13 protein-coding genes are annotated in these 18,367 nt (G+C 69.6%); 6 read left to right on the forward strand and 7 right to left on the reverse strand.

From position 1 onward, the window contains the following. Positions 1-13 precede the first annotated feature (13 nt). Positions 14-2,092 (reverse strand): transketolase, encoded by a 2,079-nt coding sequence (tkt, locus tag HRV97_RS12070; protein WP_174194527.1) that lies wholly within the window; start codon positions 2,090-2,092, stop codon positions 14-16. 128 nt (positions 2,093-2,220) lie between these two features. After that, a complete protein-coding gene (locus tag HRV97_RS12075; RefSeq protein WP_174194528.1) occupies positions 2,221-2,382 on the reverse strand; it encodes a DUF1674 domain-containing protein in 162 nt (53 codons plus the stop codon). A gap of 99 nt (positions 2,383-2,481) precedes the next feature. Between HRV97_RS12075 and HRV97_RS12080 the strand changes: the two genes are divergently transcribed. From HRV97_RS12080 to purH, 4 genes are all read left to right on the forward strand, one after another. Further along, positions 2,482-3,753 carry an RsmB/NOP family class I SAM-dependent RNA methyltransferase gene (locus tag HRV97_RS12080; protein ID WP_174194529.1) on the forward strand — a complete coding sequence of 424 codons (1,272 nt, stop codon included), beginning with the start codon at positions 2,482-2,484 and terminating at the stop codon, positions 3,751-3,753. A gap of 25 nt (positions 3,754-3,778) precedes the next feature. Next, positions 3,779-4,441 carry a ribulose-phosphate 3-epimerase gene (gene rpe / locus HRV97_RS12085; RefSeq protein WP_174194530.1) on the forward strand — a complete coding sequence of 221 codons (663 nt, stop codon included), beginning with the start codon at positions 3,779-3,781 and terminating at the stop codon, positions 4,439-4,441. Further along, complete coding sequence (locus tag HRV97_RS12090; protein WP_174194531.1) at positions 4,438-6,177, forward strand: heparinase II/III family protein; 1,740 nt, start codon at positions 4,438-4,440, stop codon at positions 6,175-6,177. Before rpe ends, HRV97_RS12090 begins: the two co-directional genes overlap by 4 nt. A gap of 204 nt (positions 6,178-6,381) precedes the next feature. After that, positions 6,382-7,953, forward strand: a complete 1,572-nt coding sequence (purH, locus tag HRV97_RS12095; RefSeq protein WP_174194532.1) for a bifunctional phosphoribosylaminoimidazolecarboxamide formyltransferase/IMP cyclohydrolase — start codon at positions 6,382-6,384, stop codon at positions 7,951-7,953. Between the two features lie 149 nt (positions 7,954-8,102). Here purH and HRV97_RS12100 read toward each other — a convergent pair whose 3' ends face one another. The 4 genes from HRV97_RS12100 to nadB form a co-directional block, all read right to left on the reverse strand. Continuing rightward, a complete protein-coding gene (locus HRV97_RS12100) occupies positions 8,103-9,665 on the reverse strand; it encodes a lipopolysaccharide biosynthesis protein (RefSeq protein ID WP_174194533.1) in 1,563 nt (520 codons plus the stop codon). After that, positions 9,662-12,445, reverse strand: a complete 2,784-nt coding sequence (gene polA / locus HRV97_RS12105) for a DNA polymerase I (protein WP_174194534.1) — start codon at positions 12,443-12,445, stop codon at positions 9,662-9,664. The genes HRV97_RS12100 and polA overlap by 4 nt, the downstream gene beginning before the upstream one ends. Positions 12,446-12,633: 188 nt before the next feature. Then, complete coding sequence (locus HRV97_RS12110; protein ID WP_174194535.1) at positions 12,634-13,767, reverse strand: serine hydrolase; 1,134 nt, start codon at positions 13,765-13,767, stop codon at positions 12,634-12,636. Between the two features lie 171 nt (positions 13,768-13,938). Beyond that, positions 13,939-15,519, reverse strand: a complete 1,581-nt coding sequence (gene nadB, locus HRV97_RS12115) for an L-aspartate oxidase (protein WP_425505779.1) — start codon at positions 15,517-15,519, stop codon at positions 13,939-13,941. 319 nt (positions 15,520-15,838) lie between these two features. Between nadB and HRV97_RS12120 the strand changes: the two genes are divergently transcribed. Together HRV97_RS12120 and HRV97_RS12125 are read left to right on the forward strand one after the other, a co-directional pair. Then, on the forward strand, positions 15,839-16,372 hold the full coding sequence (locus tag HRV97_RS12120; RefSeq protein ID WP_174194537.1) for a hypothetical protein: 534 nt from the start codon (positions 15,839-15,841) through the stop codon (positions 16,370-16,372). Further along, positions 16,369-17,292: a cobalamin-binding protein gene (locus HRV97_RS12125; protein WP_174194538.1), complete on the forward strand. Its 924-nt coding sequence runs from the start codon at positions 16,369-16,371 to the stop codon at positions 17,290-17,292. Before HRV97_RS12120 ends, HRV97_RS12125 begins: the two co-directional genes overlap by 4 nt. A 122-nt stretch (positions 17,293-17,414) precedes the next feature. Here the strand turns inward: HRV97_RS12125 and HRV97_RS12130 are convergent, their stop codons facing one another. Further along, positions 17,415-18,362: an ABC transporter ATP-binding protein gene (locus tag HRV97_RS12130; protein ID WP_174194539.1), complete on the reverse strand. Its 948-nt coding sequence runs from the start codon at positions 18,360-18,362 to the stop codon at positions 17,415-17,417. Between the last annotated feature and the right edge of the window lie 5 nt (positions 18,363-18,367).

Consider the following 18,367-nt stretch of genomic DNA (forward strand, 5'->3'; position numbering starts at 1 on the left):
GCGCTGATCTGCGTCAGCCCATCACTTCCTTCGCGACCTTGACGACGTTCTCGACCGTGAAGCCGTATTTGTCCTGCAGCTTGGTGATCGGAGCGGAAGCGCCGAAGGTCGACATGGTGATCGTACGGCCCTCGTAGCCGACGTAGCGGTCCCAACCGATCTCGCCCGCCATCTCGATCGCGACGCGCGCCTTGACCGACTTGGGCAGGACGCTCTCCTTATAGGCGTCGTCCTGCTTCTCGTAGCGATACCAGCTCGGCATCGAGACGACCCGCGCGGCCACGCCTTCTTCCTTGAGCTTCTCGTACGCGTTGACCGCGAGCGACACTTCGGAACCGGTCGCGATCAGGATCACCTGCGGGTTTTCGCTGTCGGCGAGGACGTAGCCGCCCTGCGCGACGCCCGCGGCGCTGGCGTATTTGCTGCGGTCGAGCGTCGGCAGCGCCTGGCGCGACAGGACCAGCGCGGCGGGGGTGCTGCCGTCCTTCAGGATCGCGCGCCACGCCTCGGCGACCTCGTTCGCGTCGCCGGGGCGGATCGTGTCGAGCCCGGGGATAGCGCGCATCGTGGCGAGCTGCTCGATCGGCTGGTGCGTCGGGCCGTCCTCACCCACGCCGATCGAGTCGTGCGTGTAGACCCACACCGAGCCGATCTCCATGATCGCCGACAGGCGGACGGGCGCGCGCATGTAGTCGATGAAGACGAGGAAGGTGGAGCCGTAGGCACGCAGGTGCGACAGCGCCATGCCGTTCACCACCGCGCCCATGCCGTGCTCGCGCACGCCGAAGTGGAAGTTGGTGCCGCCGTAATTGCTCGCCTCGAACGAGGCGGCTTCCTTGATGTCGGTCTTGGTCGAGGGCGCGAGGTCGGCCGAACCACCGAGCAGCCACGGCACCTTCTTCACGATGGCGTTCAGCACCTTGCCGCTCGAATCGCGGCTGGCGAGGCCCTTCTCGTCCGCGTCGAACGTGGGGATCGTGTCCTCCCACCCTTCGGGCAGCTCGTCGGACAGGAGCTGCTTGAGCTCGGCCCCCTCGGCAGGGAATTGCTCGGTGTAGGTCGCCAGCAGCGCTTCCCATTCGGTGCGCAGTTTCTCGCCGCGACCGCGCACCGCCTGCTCGAACGCGGTCTTGGCGTCGGCGGGAACGTAGAAGTCCTTCTCCGGCCAGCCGTACGCCTGCTTGGTCTTGGCGATCGCCTCCGCGCCGAGCGGCTCGCCGTGCGCCTTCTCGCTGCCCGCCTTGGGGCTGCCCCAGCCGATCACCGAGTGCGCGACAATGAAGGTCGGCTTGTCATTAGTCGCCTTGAACGTGTCGAGCGCGGCGTTCATCGCGGCGAGATCGTTGACGTCATTCACGTGCATGACGTTCCAGCCATAGGCCTCGAACCGCTTGCCGACGTCCTCGTCGAAGGCGAGCGCGGTGTCGCCCTCGATCGAGATGTGGTTGCTGTCGTAGATCCAGCACAGGTTGGAGAGTTTCAGGTGGCCGGCGATGCTCGCCGCCTCGGCGCTGACGCCTTCCATCATGTCGCCGTCGCCGCACACGACGTAGACGTCATGGTCGAACAGCGTGAAACCGGGCTTGTTGTAGCGCGCCGCCAGCCAGCGTTCGGCGATCGCCATGCCGACCGAATTGCCGCAACCCTGCCCGAGCGGGCCTGTCGTGGTCTCGACGCCGGTCGTGTGGCGATATTCGGGATGGCCGGGGGTGCGCGACGAGAGCTGGCGAAACTGCTTGATATCGTCGAGGCTGATCGCGGGATGGCCGGTCTTTTTGCCCGAGCCATCGACCTCCTCGACGCCAGCCAAATGCAACAGCGCGTAGAGCAGCATCGATGCATGGCCGACCGACAGCACGAAGCGGTCGCGGTTGGGCCATTGCGGGGCGCCGGGATCGTAGCGCAGATAGTTGCTCCACACGGTCCAGCCGACCGGTGCCAGCGCCATCGGCGTACCGGGGTGGCCCGAGTTCGCCTTCTGCACCGCATCCATCGACAGCGTGCGGATCGTGTCGATCTGGAGCCGCGCGGGGCTGCCGTCCTCGTGCGTGTTGTTAGCGGTAACGGGAGTGGCAGTCGCGGTATCGGTCATCGGGAAGCCTTTTTGCGATTTGAAGGGCGAACGCACCGGCGCGCGCCCGGTTGCCGACTGCCCGTCGTCTTAGCCGGTCGGCCTACCGTGTTCCAGATGAGTAACGATTCCACGCGGCGATCCACGGATCAGAAATCGATCGCGATGCCCTTTTTCTCCCAATCGCCGTAGCGGACGGGATCGCGACCCAGCGGGTCCTCGGCCGGGCGCCGCATCGGCTCGGGCGCGGGAACGGGCGTGTTCGGCGTGAGATATTCGGGCGGCTTCACGTTGTCGGGGCGCTTTCCCATGAACCGGCCTTTCGGATTGTATGCGGGGGACGCGGGCGACATATGGGCCGGCATGAACGGCTTCAAGACGAACGCGCGCATCCCCGAAGCGCGACACTGATGGCGCGCGACATGACGCGGGCGGGCGAGCCGCTGGGCACCGCGCCCAGGCGGGCGGCGCTGCGGTTGCTCGACGCGGTGCTTCGGCGCGGCGAGGCGCTCGACGCGGCGATCCCGCTGGCGACGCGCGCGCTGCACGGCGGGCCGGACCGCGGGTTGGCGCTTGCGATCGCGGCGGAAACGCTGCGGCGGTTGCCCGATCTCGACGCGCTGATCGATTCGGCGACGCGGCAGCGATTGCCCGACGACGCCAAGGCGCGCTTCGCCCTGCGCATCGCGTTGGTGCAGGCGCTGGCGCTCGGCACGCCGCCGCACGCGGCGATCGCAACGGTGCTGCCGCTGGTCGACGGCGGGCCGCGGAAGCTGGTACACGGCGTGTTCGGCACGCTGATGCGGCAGGGTGCGACCTTGCCGGAGCGGCCGATGCTGCCCGCGCATGTCGCGGGGCGGTGGCGCGGCGCTTGGGGCAAGGCGACCGTGGACGCCGCCCGTCACGCGATCGCGCTGCCACCGCCGCTCGATCTGTCGCTGCGCGATGCGGCGGTGGTGCATCCCGACGGCGTGTCGCTGGCGGCGGACCACGTGCGCGTGGCAGGCGGCGATGTGCCAACGCTGCCGGGGTACGACGACGGCGGCTGGTGGGTGCAGGACGTCGCGGCGACGATCCCGGCGCGGTTGATCGGGCGGGGGACGGGCAAGGCGCTCGACCTGTGCGCGGCGCCGGGCGGCAAGACGCTGCAACTCGCCGCGGCCGGATGGGCGGTCGAGGCGGTCGACGTGTCGCAGACGCGGGCCGAGCGGCTGGCGCAGAACCGCGCACGCACCGGGCTCGCGTTCGAGGTGACGATCGCCGACGTGCTCGATTGGGCGCCGGCGGTCCCAGCGGAGGCGGTGCTGATCGACGCGCCGTGCAGCGCGACCGGCATCTTCCGCCGCCACCCCGACGTGCTGTACCGCGCGCATGACGGCGTGATCGCGGAAACCGCCGCGTTGCAGGCGCACATCCTGGAGCGCGCGGCCGAGTGGGTGAGCCCAGGCGGCGTGCTGGTCTACGCCACCTGCTCGCTCGAGCCCGAGGAAGGCGAGGCGCAGCTCGACCGCTTCCTTGAGGCTCGCGGCGATTACGTGCTGGAGCCGGCGCGCGGTGACGAACTGCCGGTAGGGATTACGCCGCACGAGCGCGGCTATGTGCGGACGTTGCCGGGGATGCTGGCGGACCAGGGCGGGTGCGACGGCTTCTTCGTCGCGCGCCTGCGTCGTGCTGGCGGATAGGCGTCGCGCACGCTAGGGCAAGCGTATGCAAAAGCCCGTCCGCATCGCGCCTTCGATCCTGTCCGCCGATTTCGCGAAGCTGGGCGAGGAAGTGCGCGCGATTGACGCGGCCGGTGCGGACTGGATCCACATCGACGTGATGGACGGGCATTTCGTGCCTAACATCTCGATGGGTCCAGCGATCGTGAAGGCGATCCGCCCGCACACGACCAAGCCGTTCGACGTCCACCTGATGATCTCACCCATCGACGCGTACCTGGACGCGTTCGCGGAGGCCGGTGCGGACACGATCACCGTTCACCCGGAGGCGGGGCCGCACATCCACCGCTCGCTCCAGCACATCAAGTCGCTCGGCAAGCGCGCGGGCGTGGTGCTGTGTCCGGGCACGCCGGCGAAGATGCTCGATTACCTGCTCGACATGGTCGACCTGGTGCTGGTGATGAGCGTCAATCCGGGGTTCGGCGGGCAGCATTTCATCGACAGCCAGCTGAAAAAGATCGCCGCGATCCGCAAGATGATCGACGCCACCGGCCGCGACATCGACCTGGAGGTCGACGGTGGGATCGACGCGACGACGGCGCCGCGCGCGATCGACGCGGGCGCCGACGCGCTGGTCGCCGGCACCGCCACCTTCCGCGGCGGGCCGGAAGCCTATGCCGCCAATATCCGGGCGATCCGCGGCGAATGAGCGAGTCCCGCGCCGACGAGCCGAACGACGGTCAAGGGCGCGATACGATCGATGCCGGGCACCGCATGGTGCGCGCCGCCGGCGAGGGCAGCGCGTCGCTGGGGCAGCGTGTCGCGGATTATTTCGACCGGCTGACGTGGCGCACGCCGATCCACGACATGCGGCTGAAGGGGCGTTACCCGCGCAAGCTGCTGGCGGTTCCGGCCGATCCGGTCGCGGGCGATGCCGAGCGCGGCGAGGCACTGACCGCGGGCTGGCTGGCGTGGGGCAACGAGTTCCGCGCGCTCGACGAGGTGACCTTCGCTTCCTCGATCGGCAGTGTCGCGTTCGACGATCACGCGCAGAGCTTCGCCTGGCTGCGCGACCTGTGGGCGGCGCCGGATCGCGCCGCGGCGACGCGCACCGCCGAGGTGCTGACGCAGCGCTGGCTCGCGGTCAACGGCGAGCGCGTGACCGAGCGCGGCTGGCGCCCCGACCTATGGGGGCGGCGGATGCTGATGTGGACAGCGCACGCGCCGCTGCTCTTGTCGTCCACCGACCTGATCTATCGCAGCAGCGTGCTGAGCGCGATCGCGCGTGGCGCGCGCCACCTCGATCGCACCGCCGACAAGACGCCGGTGGGCGTGCGCCGGATCGCGGCGTGGTGCGGCGTGGTCGCGGCGGGGCTGCTGATCCCGGGCGGCGACCCGCGCCGCGCGATCGGCGAGGCCGGGCTGGAGCGTGCATTGTCGGTGTCGATCGGCAGCGACGGCGGGATCGCCAGCCGGTCGCCGCGCGATCAGCTGGACGCGATCGAGCTGCTCGCTTGTTTGCGCGCCGCCTATGACGCGCGTCGGCTCGATTTGCCCGAGCCAGTGATGCAGGTGCTGGCGCGCAGCGTGTCGGCGCTGCTGGGCACGATGATGGGCGATGCCGGGCTGTCGAGCTGGCAGGGCGCGGGCCCGATCGGCTACGACGAGGTGCAGGCGGTGCTGGCGGCCAGCCGCGTCGTGCGCCGCCCGCTACGTCAGGCGAGCGACCGCGGGTATCAGCGGATCGCGGCGGCGCGCAGCGTGCTGGTGATGGACGCCGCCCCGCCCCCGACCAGCCCGAGCGCGGCCGGCGCGTGCGCGTCGACGCTGGCGTTCGAACTGTCGGACGGCGAGGAGCGGTTGATCGTCAATTGCGGCGGCGCGCTGGCGGTCGCGGACGCGGGGCTGGCGGCTGGCTTGCGCTCCACCGCGGCGCACTCGACCTTGGTGCTCGCCGACACCAATTCGACCGCACTGCTGCCCGACGGATCGCTCGGGCGCGGAGTCGGTGCGGTCGACCTGTCGCGGCAGGAATCGGACGCGGGCAGCCGGATCGAGGCGCGGCACGACGGTTACGCGCGCCGTTTCGGCTTTCGCCATCACCGCACGCTGACGATGACGGTCGACGGGCTGGAACTGCGCGGCGAGGATTCGCTGCTGCCCGCGGGTAAGCGGCAGGCGCGCGGCGCGGTGCCGTTCGTGGCGCGCTTCCACTTAGGGATGGGTGTCGAGGTTTCGGCCAGCCCCGACGCGCAGGGTGCCACGCTGACGACGCCGCAGGGCGCGGTGTGGCACTTTCGCGCCGCCGGCGCGACCGTGATGATCGAGGACAGCGTGTGGATCGATCCGGCCGGAGAGATCGTGCCGACGAAGCAGATCGTCGCGGGCGGCAGCGCCGATCCGGGCGGCGCGACGATCAGTTGGGTCTTCAAGCGCGCGCGGTGACTTAGAGCGCCCGAGCGAATTGCCTCATCGTCATTGCGGACTTGATCCGGGACCTCGCTGCCTTCCCTTACCGCATCCGAGAAGCGGGACCCCGGATCAAGTCCGGGGTGACGGCAAGAAGCTGGTCGCGAAACGCTCGGCTGTTCGCGCGTACGCCGCTCTGGGTCTTGATGCGCGCGTGCTGAGCGGCCAAGGCGCGCAGCCATGACCAGCATTACGATTAAGCGCGCGCTTCTCTCCGTGTCCGACAAGACGGGGGTGGTCGATCTCGCCCGCGCGCTCGCTGACCGCGGCGTCGAACTCGTCTCGACCGGCGGCACTGCCAAGGCGCTGCGCGACGCCGGGCTCGACGTGCGCGACATCTCGGAACTGACCGGCTTTCCCGAGATGATGGACGGGCGCGTCAAGACGCTGCACCCGATGGTGCACGGCGGGCTGCTGGCGGTGCGCGACGACGCGGGCCACGCCGCGTCGCTGGAGGAGCACAATATCGGTGCGATCGACCTGGTGGTGGTCAACCTCTACCCGTTCGAGGCGACGGTCGCGAAGGGGGCTGCGCGCGACGAGGTGGTGGAGAACATCGACATCGGCGGGCCGAGCATGGTGCGATCGGCGGCGAAGAACCACGCCTACGTCGCGATCGTGACCGACCCGGCGGATTACGCGCTGGTGGCGGCGGGCGAGACGACGCTCGACGATCGTCGCCTGCTGGCGGCGAAGGCGTTCGCGCTGACCGCCGCGTACGACGGCGCGATCGCGCGCTGGTTCGGGCAGGTCGACCAGGGCGCGGCCTTCCCCGACGTGCTGCCGTTGACGCTGCGCCGCGCGGGTGACGCATTGCGCTACGGCGAGAACCCGCACCAGTCCGCCGCCTTCTACGCCGCGAACGATGGCGTGCGCGGTGTGGGCCAAGCGTGGCAGGTGCAGGGCAAGGCGCTGTCCTACAACAATTACAACGACGCCGACGCGGCGCTCGAGCTGGTGGCGGAGTTCCGCGACGCGCAGCCCACCTGCGTGATCGTCAAGCACGCCAATCCGTGCGGCGTCGCGACTGCGGCGACGCTGGAGGACGCCTATGCTCAGGCGTTCGCGTGCGACACGGTGTCGGCGTTCGGCGGGATCATCGCGCTCAACCGCCGGCTCGACGCGGCGACCGCGAAGGCGATCACCGGCATCTTCACCGAAGTAGTGGTCGCGCCCGACGCCGACGAGGAAGCGATCGCGCTGTTCGCCGCCAAGAAGAATTTGCGGCTGCTGCTGACCGGCGACCTGCCCGATGCGGCGCGCGGCGGGTTGTTCGCCAAGTCGATTGCGGGCGGATGGCTGGTGCAGGGGCGCGACAATGGGGTGCTGTCCGACGATATGCTCAAGGTCGTGACCAAGCGCCAGCCGACCGCGCAGGAGCTGGCCGATTGCCGGTTCGCCTGGACGATCGCCAAGCACGTCAAGTCGAACGCGATCGTCTACGCCAAGGACGGTGCCACCGCTGGGGTCGGCGCGGGGCAGATGAACCGGCTGGAGTCGGCGCGGATCGCGGCGTGGAAGGCGAAGGACGCCGCCGACAAGGCGGGCTGGGGCGAACCCCGCACGATCGGCTCGGCGGTCGCGTCCGACGCGTTCTTCCCGTTCGCCGACGGGTTGCTGGCGGCGGTCGAGGCGGGGGCGACCGCGGTGATCCAGCCGGGCGGCTCGATCCGCGACGACGAGGTGATTGCGGCGGCGGACGAGGCGGGGCTGGCGATGGTGTTCACGGGGATGCGCCACTTCCGCCATTGAGCGAAGGTGAGTGACGGGAGTGGGTGTGCGCCCCCCTCCCTCTTCCTTCGTCACCCCGGACTTGATCCGGGGTCCCGCTTTTGTCGGCGCAGAAGAAGCGGGACCCCGGGTCGAGCCCGGGATGACGTGGGATATGCGAGACGTTTCGGCTAGATCGTGAAGCCACCCTCCTTGGGCAGCGTCGCTTCCTCCGCTTGCGGCATCTTGGTGAACAGTGCCCGGTCCTCGGGCCCGAAGGCGTAGCGCCAGATCATCCACAGATAGACCGCGGCGGTCGCGGGGATGCCGACCGCGAGTTGGACCGCGCGGTAGCCCGGCGGCAGCAGCGTGAACGCCGCGCCGACCAGCCCCGCCGCGACCGCCGCCCAGGCGAGCGGCCAGCGCATCGGCGACACCGACGCGCCGAGCATCCGGCGCAGCACGCGCGCCTTCACGACCGAGGTCAGCAGCAGCGTCACCATCAGCGCGACCGGCGCGCCCGCCGCCTGCTCGGTCAGCCCGAAGCCCAAGCCGCGCATCCCGAGCACGAACGCGAACGACAGCGCGACCTGTACCCCCAGCATCGTTGCGGAGATGACGAGGTTGCGGTGCCGAGCCATGTAGACGAGCGCGGATTCGCTGACCGCCCCGGTGGAGGCGAACACCTCCGCGAACAGCAGGAACACCATCGCTGCCGCTCCGCTCTCGAACTGCGGGCCGATCGAGGCCATCACTGCCTTGCGCGGGATCGACGCCATGAGGGCCAGGCACAATTGCGCGGCGATGATCCAGAACGCGACCTGTCGCACCTGCCGCGCGATCGCCGGGTAGTCGCGCCGCGCCAGGCTCTGCGTCACCACGGGACCAAGGATCGGGTCGAAGCTGGTCTTGAGCTTCTGCGGCAGGCTCGCGACCTGCTGCGCCATGTAATAGATGCCGACGACGCCGGGCGCGAACAGCACCCCCAGCACCAGCCGGTCGACATTGCGGCTGCCCCACTCCAATGCGTCGGCGCCCGCCAGCGGCGCGTTCGCGCGCGCGAGGGCGAACAACCCGCGCAACTGCGGCGACCAGCCGGTGGGGAACCCGTAGCTGCGCACCAGCGGCACGATGCTGGCGATCAGCGCGGCGATCATCGAGGCGACGTAGGACAGGATCAGCCCATCGCGCAGCGTGAAGAAGGAGAAAGCGTAGGCCGCGCCCGACAGCGTCCACGGCTCCACCACCGCGCGCGCGGTGACGCTCGCTTTCACGTCGTGGCGATAGGCGAGTGCGGCGAGGCTGACGTCGGACAGCGCGGGCGCGAGGATGATCAGCGGGAAGAAGCGGTCGAGCCCGGTGATCCAGCTGTTCGGATACATCGCTCCCGGAAAGGCGCACAGCAGCGCGCTGGCGCACAGCGAGACGATCAGCGCGACGGTCAGCGCGTCGGCGACCACCGCATTGTGCGGGCGATCGGTGCTGCTCAGCGCCTGCGCGAGGCCGCGCTTCAGCCCGAGCGTCGCGACTAGCGCGGCGAGTTCGACCACCACCACCGCGATCGCGAAGCGCCCGACCAGCGCCGCGCCGTACAGATGCCCGGCAATGAACAGGAACGGGATGCGCGCGCCGAGCCGCAGCACGAACCCCGCGACGTTGGTGCGCCCGCCCTTGGCGAGCGCGGCGATGTCCTTCTGTTCGGCCGGCACCGCACCCGCTTGGTTCGGCGTGAGCGCCGAGGGGGCGCTGGTCAATGCGCCGCTCCCCAGCTCGCCCCCGTGCCGATCTCGACGCCCAATGGTACGTCGAGCTTGACCGCGGGCTCGGCGGCAGTGGCCATGACGTGCTCGATCACGCCGCGCGCCGCCTCGACCTCGCCGTCAGCGACCTCGAACACCAGTTCGTCGTGGACCTGGAGCAGCATGTGCGTGCTCGTCAGCCCGGCGGCGGCGAGTGCGGGTTCCATGCGCACCATGGCGCGCTTGATGATGTCGGCGCTGGTGCCCTGGATCGGCGCGTTGATCGCGGCGCGCTCGGCGCCCTGGCGTTCATTCTGCACCTTGCTGCGGATGCGCGGGAAGTGCGTCTTGCGCCCGAACAAGGTGGTGGTGAAGCCGTGCTCGCGCACTTGCGTCAACGTCTCGGCGATGTAGCGGTTGATGCCGGGGAAGCGATCGAAATAGCGGTCGATCATCGACTGCGCCTCGTCCGCCGAGATGTCGAGCCGGCCGGCGAGCCCCCAGCGGCTGATGCCGTAGAGGATCGCGAAATTGATCGTCTTGGCGCGCGCGCGATTGTCGCGTGTCACCTCGCCGAACAGCTCCTGCGCGGTCAGGCTGTGGATGTCGTCGCCGTTGGCGAACGCCTGTTTCAAGGCAGGCACGTCGGCCATGTGCGCGGCCAAACGCAGCTCGATCTGCGAGTAATCGGCGGCGAGGATGACGTGGCCGGGCCACGCCACGAACGCGTCGCGGATCTGGCGGCCGACCTCCTGCCGGATTGGGATGTTCTGCAAATTCGGGTCGGACGACGACAGCCGCCCGGTCTGCGCGCCGGTTAGCGAGTAGCTGGTGTGGACGCGGCCGGTGTCGGCGTTGATCTGCTCCTGCAACGTGTCGGTGTAGGTGTTCTTGAGTTTGGTGAGCCCGCGCCAGTCGAGGACCTTGCGCGCGATCTCCGCGCCGGCCGAATCCTTGTCGGCGGCGAGGCGTTCGAGCTCGTTCACGTCGGTCGAATAGACCCCGCTCTTGCCCTTGCGCCCGCCCTTCAAGCCCAGTCGCTCGAACAGCACGTCGCCCAATTGCTTGGGGCTGCCGATCGTGAATGGTCCGCCGGCGAGGTCGTGGATGACCGTCTCCAGCCCGGCGATCTGCTCGGAGAAGTCGGCCGACAGCGCCGCCAGCCGCTCGCGGTCGACGGTGATGCCGCGCTGCTCCATTCGCGCGATGACGGGGACGAGCGGGCGGTCGACCATCTCGTAGACGCGGGTGGCGCTCTCCGCCGGCAAGCGCGGCTTGAAGCGCCGCCACAGCCGGAGCGTCACGTCGGCGTCCTCCGCGGCGTAGCGGGTCGCGGCCTTCAGATCGACCTCGTGGAAGCCGAGCGCCTTTTTGCCGGTGCCAACCACGTCCTTGTAGGCGATGCACGAATGCTGGAGGTGGGTGGCTGCGAGCTCGTGCATGCCGTGGCCATGAAGGCCAGCGTCTAGGTCGAAGCTCATCACGATCGTGTCGTCGATGGGCGCGATCGTCACCGCGCCGAGCCCAGCGGCGGCGAAGGCGCGGTTGAGGATGATCAGGTCGTACTTGAAATTGTGCCCGACCTTGAGGACGCCGGCGTCCTCCAAGAGCGGCTTGAGCTTGCCCAGCACCAGCGCGGCGTCGAGCTGCGCCGGGCGGTCCGCGAACATGTCCGACCCGCCGTGCGCGAGCGGCACGTAGCAGGCGCGGTTGGGGGCGAGCGCGATCGAGATACCGACCAGCGTCGCGGCCATCGGGTCCTTGCCCGTCGTCTCGGTATCGAGCGCGACCCAGCCCTGGTGATGCGCCGCGGCGATCCATTCATCGAGCTTGGCTTCCTCGATCACCGTCTCGTAGCCGTCGTGGTTGCACGATGGCTCGTCGTCGAACTGAACGCCCGGCACCTTGGCCTCGCGCGTCGGTGCGTCGGCGACCTGCCCGAGACGCGACAGCAGTGACTTGAAGCCGTGGTGTTCGAGAAAGGCGCGCAGCGGCGCCTCGGGAATGCCCTTGAGCGCCAGATCCTCGAGCGGTTCGGGCAGCGGCACGTCGCAGGCGAGCGCGACCAGCCGCCGTGAGAGGCGGGCGTTCTCGGCGTATTCGAGCAGGTTATCCTTCAACTTGCTCTTCTTCATCTCGGGCGCGGCCGCGAGCACGCCCTCGACGTCGCCGAACTCCTGGATCAGCTTGGCCGCGGTCTTGGGGCCGACGCCGGGAACGCCGGGCACGTTGTCGACCGAATCGCCCATCAACGCGAGCACCTCGCCGACCTTCTTGGGCGGCACGCCGAACTTCGCCTCGACATCCGCCTCGCCCAGCCGGCGGTTGGCCATCGTGTCGAGCATGTCGAGGCTGCCGTCCTCGACCAATTGCATCAGGTCCTTGTCGGAGGAGACGATCGTCACCTGCCAGCCTTCGGCCAGCGCCGCCTTGGCATAGCTGGCGATCAGGTCGTCGGCCTCCCAGCCCTGTTCCTCGATGCACGGCAGCGAGAAGGCGCGCGTCGCGTCGCGGATCATCGGGAATTGCGGCACGAGATCCTCGGGCGGCGGGGGGCGGTGCGCCTTGTAGCCGTCGTACATCTCGTTGCGAAACGTGACCGAGGACTTGTCGAGGATGACCGCCATGTGGGTCGGGCCGTCGGCCTTGTGCAGGTCGTCCGCCAGCCGCCACAGCATCGAGGCATAGCCGTAGACCGCGCCGGCCGGCTCGCCGTGCTTGTTGGTGAGCGGCGGCAGGCGGTGATAGGCGCGGAAGATGTAGCCCGAACCGTCGACGAGATAGAGATGCGGCATGGCCGACACTTAGGGGGTTTCGCGTGGCAGCGAAACAGCGGTGGCGCGATGGTTCGGGGGCGTGGCGGATCGGCAACGCGGTGGATTACCCCACCCACTCGTCGCCCCGGACTTGATCCGGGGTCCCGCTTCCTTGCCGGCGTGGGAGAAGCGGGATCCCGGATCAAGTCCGGGATGACGGCAGGAGATCAGCTCTCGCTTGGGTCCTCGCTGACGCTTGATGCGACCCGGCCACCGGTCAGCGCGGCACCGATGTTCTGGATCAATTGCTGGCGCACGCGCATGGGCGTGCGCGTGTCGCCGATCATCACCGCGACCGCGTAACGCTTGCCATCGGGGGCGGTCAGCAGGCCGACGTCGTTGAACCCGGCGTTGCGCCCGGCGAGTTCCTGTCCGGTGCCGGTCTTGTGCGCGATCTTCCATCCCGCAGGCAGCGCGGCGCGCAGCCGGGCGCGGCCCGTCACCGACGCGCCCATCGTGTCGAGCATCACGCGGGTCGAGGTTTCGGTCAGCAGCTCGCCGCGCGCCAGCCGCGCGAGCGCATCGGCGATCGCGAGCGGGGCCGCGCCGTCGGGCGGATTGTCGATATAGCGCTGCATCGCCGCCGCGCGCACCTCGGGGGCGAGGCGCGCGCGCGCCGCCTCGAACCCGCGGCCGGTCGCCATCGACTGGTTCCAGGTGAGCCCAGCGGTGCCGCTCTGGAGCAGGCGCTCGCCCGGACCGAAGCGGATCGCGCCCAATTGATGCTCGGCGATGAAGGCGCGCACCGCGCTCGGGCCGCCGACCAGCGTCAGCAGCCGGTCGTTGGCGGTGTTGTCGCTCTGCGTCAGCGCGCGCGTCAGCAGCCCCATGACGGTGGTGCGATAGCCCTCGCCGCGCACCAGGCCCGCGATCGGTTGGTGGAACAGCGTCAGATCCTGCGGCGTGACGAGCACCGGATCGTCGAGCCGGAGCTTGCCCGCGTCGCGATGCGACAGGACGGTCAAGGCGACCCACAATTTGCTGACGCTCTGTTGCGGCAGGCTGAGCGCGCCGCCGCGCTGAACGGTCCAGCCGTCGTCGACCGCGCGGATCGCGGCACCAGCCTTGCCGGGAAAGGCGGCGATCAACTGGTCGACACGGGCGCGCAGCGCGGCAGGGGCGGCGTTGGTGACGGGCAGCGGGCGCGTGACCGGCACCGGCAGGCTGACGATCGGCGCGGCGTAGCTCTGCGTCTCAGCGGCGAGCGGCGCGCGGCCACCCGGATCGGGCACGACCCCGCCGCTGCACGCCACCACCAGCGCCGGCATCGCAGCCAGCCCGAGAAATCCACCCTTACGCATTCGCACCCGCACCTCGCCCGACGTCGAAGCGTTGCCCCGAGCCGAACCCCGTCGGCAATGGCGGACGCGCGCGGTTGCGACCATTGACCTCATCCATACGACGAGATGTTGTGACGCGGGCCATCGCGCGCAACAAGGGCGGCGGAACAAGCGTCTGGCACGGCTCGCTTTTCACGGCACCAGCACGGTGTCGACCGCCTTGGTCGCCATCTCCGGGTAATCGAGCGTGAAATGCAGCCCGCGGCTCTCGTGCCGGTGGAGCGCGGAGCGGACGATCAGGTCCGCGGTCTGGATCAGGTTGCGCAGCTCGATCAGGTCAGGCGTTACGCGGAAATGGCCGTAATGCTCCTCCACCTCCTGGGTGAGCAGGTCGATGCGACGCTTGGCGCGCTGTAGCCGCTTGGTCGTGCGCACGATGCCGACGTAATTCCACATGAAGCGGCGGATTTCGGTCCAGTTCTGCTTGATCACCACCTCCTCGTCGGAATCGGTGACGCGGCTCTCGTCCCACGCGCGGATCGCGGGCACCTCGGACAAGCTGTCCCACGCGCCCGCGATGTGCCGCGCGGCCGCCTCGCCGTAGACGAAACATTCGAGCAGCGAGTTGGACGCGAGGCGGTTGGCGCCGTGCAAGCCACTCTCGGTACACTCGCCCGCCGCGTACAGCCCGGGCAAATCGGTGCGCCCGTCGCGATCGACGACGATCCCGCCGCAGGTGTAATGCTGCGCCGGCACGACGGGGATCGGCCCGGTCGTCATGTCGATGCCGAGCCCCAGCAACTTCTCGTGAATGTTGGGGAAATGCTCGCGCACGAAATCCGCCGGCTGATGGCTGATGTCGAGGTGGACATAGTCGAGGCCGTAGCGCTTGATCTCGGCGTCGATCGCGCGCGCCACCACGTCGCGCGGGGCGAGTTCCATGCGGTCGGGGTCGTAGTAGGTCATGAAGCGCTTGCCCGTCGCCGGGTTGATCAGCCGCCCGCCCTCGCCGCGCACCGCCTCGGTGATCAGGAAATTCTTGACCTCCAGATTGTAGAGGCAGGTCGGGTGGAACTGCATCATCTCCATGTTCGAGATGCGGCAGCCCGCGCGCCACGCCATCGCGATGCCGTCGCCGGTCGCCCCTCTGGGTGCGGTGGAGAAGAGGTAGGTGCGCCCTGCCCCGCCCGTCGCCAGGATCGTTGCGCGCGCGGTGTGCAGCTCGACCGTCCCCGATGCGCGGTCGAGCGCGTAGACGCCCCAGACGTTGCCCGCGCCCGAGTAACGCTGCTCGTGCCGGCTGGTGGCGAGGTCGATTGCGCAGCGGTCGGGCAAAAGCGTGATGTTGGGATGCGCTTCCGCCGCGCGTTGCAGCGCCTCCTGCACCGCCCAGCCGGTCGCGTCGGCGACGTGGACGATGCGGCGATGCGAGTGGCCGCCCTCGCGCGTCAGGTGGAGCGCGCCCGCTTCCTCGGCGAACGGTACGCCCAGTGCGCGCAGCCGCGCGATCGCCTCCGGCGCCTCGCCGACGACGAATTCCACCACGTCGCGATCGTTGAGCCCCGCGCCCGCGACCATCGTGTCCTCGACGTGGTTGGCGAAGGTGTCGCCGGGCTCGAGCACCGCGGCGATCCCGCCCTGCGCCCACGCGGTCGATCCTTCGTTGAGCGCGCCCTTGGCGAGCACGGTGACGCGGAAGCGGTCGGCGAGGTTGAGTGCCGCGGTGAGGCCAGCGGCGCCCGAACCGACGATCAGCACATCGCTGCTTGCCACGCTCACGCGGCGGCTCCGGCGCGCGGAAAGTCACTAAGGTCGCACCGACTCGTGTGCGTGCGCGCGAGGGACGAAGCGGTCAGAGCGGATGGGTACATGGCGCGCGTCTGTGCACCATGGCGTGGGCGTAGGACAGTCCCGGTGTGGTCGCTTGTTGTTGGATGTGCGCTCACGGACGGGTGCGCCATTGCGACTTGGTTGTTCGCGGCGCGATGGATCCCGGCCTTCGCCGGGATGACGCTGGTGGTGTGATGAGCCGGGAGGCTGTGCAACGCGCGCCGTGGCGGCTAGGCGGAACGGCGTGAACCGGGAGAAACGCATGTCCGCCTCGAACTCCGCCACACGCGACATCGCCTGGCCGCTGACGCTCGCCGCGGCGACGATCCTCGGCACGCTCGCGACTGCGTGCATGATGCCGTTCGTTGGGTTGGCGGTGGTGGCGGCGGCGACGATGCGGAAGCCCGCGATGCTGGTGACGATCGTTGGGGCGTGGGCGGCGAACCAGCTGCTCGGCTTCGGCCTGCTCGGCTATCCGCTCGAGGGCTACGCGCTCGCCTGGGGCGTGGCGCTGGGTGCGGCGAGCGTTGCGGCGGGACTGCTCGCGCGCGCCGCCTTCGCGGAGAGCGTCACGCTGCCGCGCGCGCTGGCGGTGTTCGCCGCGGCGTTCGTGCTCGACGAGGCGCTGCTCTACGCCTTCGCGCTCGCGGTCGGCGGGACGGCCACCTTCACCCCCGCGATCGTGCTGCGCCTGTTCGCCAACGATGCGCTGTGGTGCGGCGTGCTGGCCGGGCTCCACGTGGTTCTCACGCGCGCCGCGCCGCGCTGGTACGCGGCCGCGCCGCGCGCCGCATGAGCGCTCCCCTGCGCGTCGTCTCGCTGCTGCCGAGCGCGACCGAGATCGCGGTCGCGGTGGGCCTGGGCGAGCAATTGCTCGGGCGGAGCCATGAATGCGACTTCCCGCGCTTCGTCGGCGACCTGCCGGTGCTGACCTCGACCAAGCTCGAGAAGGGGCTGACGTCGCTGGAGATCGACGTGCGCGTGCAGGAGATCGTGCGCCAGGGCCTGTCGGTCTACGCGGTCGATACCGAGCGGCTGCGCGCCATCCGCCCCGACGTGATCCTGACGCAGTCGCAATGTGCGGTCTGCGCGGTGACGCCCGCCGACCTGGTCGACGCGCTCGACCAGTGGACCGGCACGCAGCCGGTGCTGGTGTCGCTCGCGCCCGACGACCTGTCGGACGTGTGGGGCGATTTCGCGCGCGTCGGGGAAGTGACCGGGCGCGAGGAGGAGGCCGCCGCGGCGGTGGCGCGCTTGCAGGAGCGGATGGCGGCGCTGGAGGCGCGCGTCGCGGCTTCCGACGAGCGGCCGACCGTCGCGTCGATCGAATGGACCGAGCCGCTGATGGCGGCGGGGAATTGGGTGCCCGAGCTGGTCAGGATCGCGGGTGGTGAGCCGCTGTTCGCCGCCGCCGGACAGCATTCGCCGTGGCTGGAATGGGACGCGCTGGCCGAGGCCGACCCCGACGTGATCGTGATGATGCCGTGCGGTTACCAGATCCCGCAGACGATGGGGGAGCTAGGGCCGGTGGTGAACCACCCGCGCTGGCGCGACCTGACGGCGGTGCGCGAGAACCGTGTGTTCGTGGCGGACGGGCACCATTTCTTCAATCGTCCGGGGCCGCGGCTGGTCGAGTCGGCGGAAATCCTAGCCGCGTGCATCGACCCGGCGGAGCGGCGCGACGCGGGCGAGGGTTGGGTGCGGCTGCGTGCGTAGCCGCGGTTCGGGCGGGCACGGTGGCTCGTCCCTCAATCGCGCGTGATCCAGCGTTCACTCGCGCCTGCCGCCGAAGCGGTTAGCGGGGTCCCGGATCACGTCCGGGATGACGGTTAGAAAACCTACCCGGCGTTGGCGGCGCGGGTGAGGCTCAGGAACACGTCCTCCAGGTCGGCTTCCTTGGTCGTCACGTCGACGATGCCGAGTCCGTCCCGCTGCACCGCGGCGAGCACCTCGCCCGCGTTCACGCGGTCCTTAGAATAAGTGATCTCGAGCGTGCGACTGCCCTTGAGCACAATCTTCTCGAAACACGACGCGTCGGGCAAATCGGCGACATCGCGGTCGACCGTCACCGCGACGACCTTCTCCTGCGCCTTGCCGACCAGCTCGGCGGTGGGTTCGTTGGCGATGACGCGCCCGCCGTTGATGATCGCAATCCGGTCGCACAATTCCTCGGCTTCCTCGAGATAGTGCGTGGTCAACACCACCGTGACGCCCGCGTCGTTGAGGCTGCGCACATAGGTCCAGAGTTGCTGGCGCAGCTCGATGTCGACGCCCGCGGTCGGCTCGTCGAGGACGAGGACGGGGGGCTGGTGGACCATTGCCTTGGCGACCATCAACCGCCGCTTCATGCCGCCCGACAAGGTGCGCGCGTATGCCCTGGCCTTGTCCTCCAGGTGCACCGCGCGCAGCAGCTCCAGCGAGCGGCGCTCGCGCTTGGGCACGCCGTAGAGCCCCGCCTGGATTTCCAGCGTCTCGATCGGCGTGAAGAAGGGATCGAACAGGATCTCCTGGTTGACGATCCCGATCGACGCCTTGGCGTTGCGCGGGTGCTGGTCGATGTCGAAACCCCAGATCGACGCCGTCCCGCTGGTCTTGTTGACGAGGCCCGCCAGGATGTTGATCAGCGTCGACTTGCCCGCGCCATTGGGGCCGAGCAGCCCGAACACGCTGCCGCGCGGCACGTCGAAGGTGACGCCGTCGAGCGCGCGCTTCTCCGCGGCACCCGGGCCGGGCGCGGCGTAGGTCTTGCACAAATTCTGGATCGAGATCGCGGCTTCGCTGGTCATGGCTG

This window comes from Sphingomonas hominis (assembly GCF_013328205.1).
GTDB classification, from domain to species: Bacteria; Pseudomonadota; Alphaproteobacteria; order Sphingomonadales; family Sphingomonadaceae; genus Sphingomonas; species Sphingomonas hominis.

Coding starts and splice junctions, on each gene's coding strand:
- HRV97_RS12130 (WP_174194539.1), bottom strand. CDS start 18,362: ATGACCAGCGAAGCCGCGATCTCGATCCAGAATTTGTGCAAGACCTAC.
- purH (WP_174194532.1), top strand. CDS start 6,382: ATGACCAGCATTACGATTAAGCGCGCGCTTCTCTCCGTGTCCGACAAG.
- polA (WP_174194534.1), bottom strand. CDS start 12,445: ATGCCGCATCTCTATCTCGTCGACGGTTCGGGCTACATCTTCCGCGCC.
- HRV97_RS12090 (WP_174194531.1), top strand. CDS start 4,438: ATGAGCGAGTCCCGCGCCGACGAGCCGAACGACGGTCAAGGGCGCGAT.
- HRV97_RS12080 (WP_174194529.1), top strand. CDS start 2,482: ATGGCGCGCGACATGACGCGGGCGGGCGAGCCGCTGGGCACCGCGCCC.
- HRV97_RS12120 (WP_174194537.1), top strand. CDS start 15,839: ATGTCCGCCTCGAACTCCGCCACACGCGACATCGCCTGGCCGCTGACG.
- HRV97_RS12125 (WP_174194538.1), top strand. CDS start 16,369: ATGAGCGCTCCCCTGCGCGTCGTCTCGCTGCTGCCGAGCGCGACCGAG.
- HRV97_RS12075 (WP_174194528.1), bottom strand. CDS start 2,382: ATGGGAAAGCGCCCCGACAACGTGAAGCCGCCCGAATATCTCACGCCG.
- tkt (WP_174194527.1), bottom strand. CDS start 2,092: ATGACCGATACCGCGACTGCCACTCCCGTTACCGCTAACAACACGCAC.
- rpe (WP_174194530.1), top strand. CDS start 3,779: ATGCAAAAGCCCGTCCGCATCGCGCCTTCGATCCTGTCCGCCGATTTC.
- HRV97_RS12110 (WP_174194535.1), bottom strand. CDS start 13,767: ATGCGTAAGGGTGGATTTCTCGGGCTGGCTGCGATGCCGGCGCTGGTG.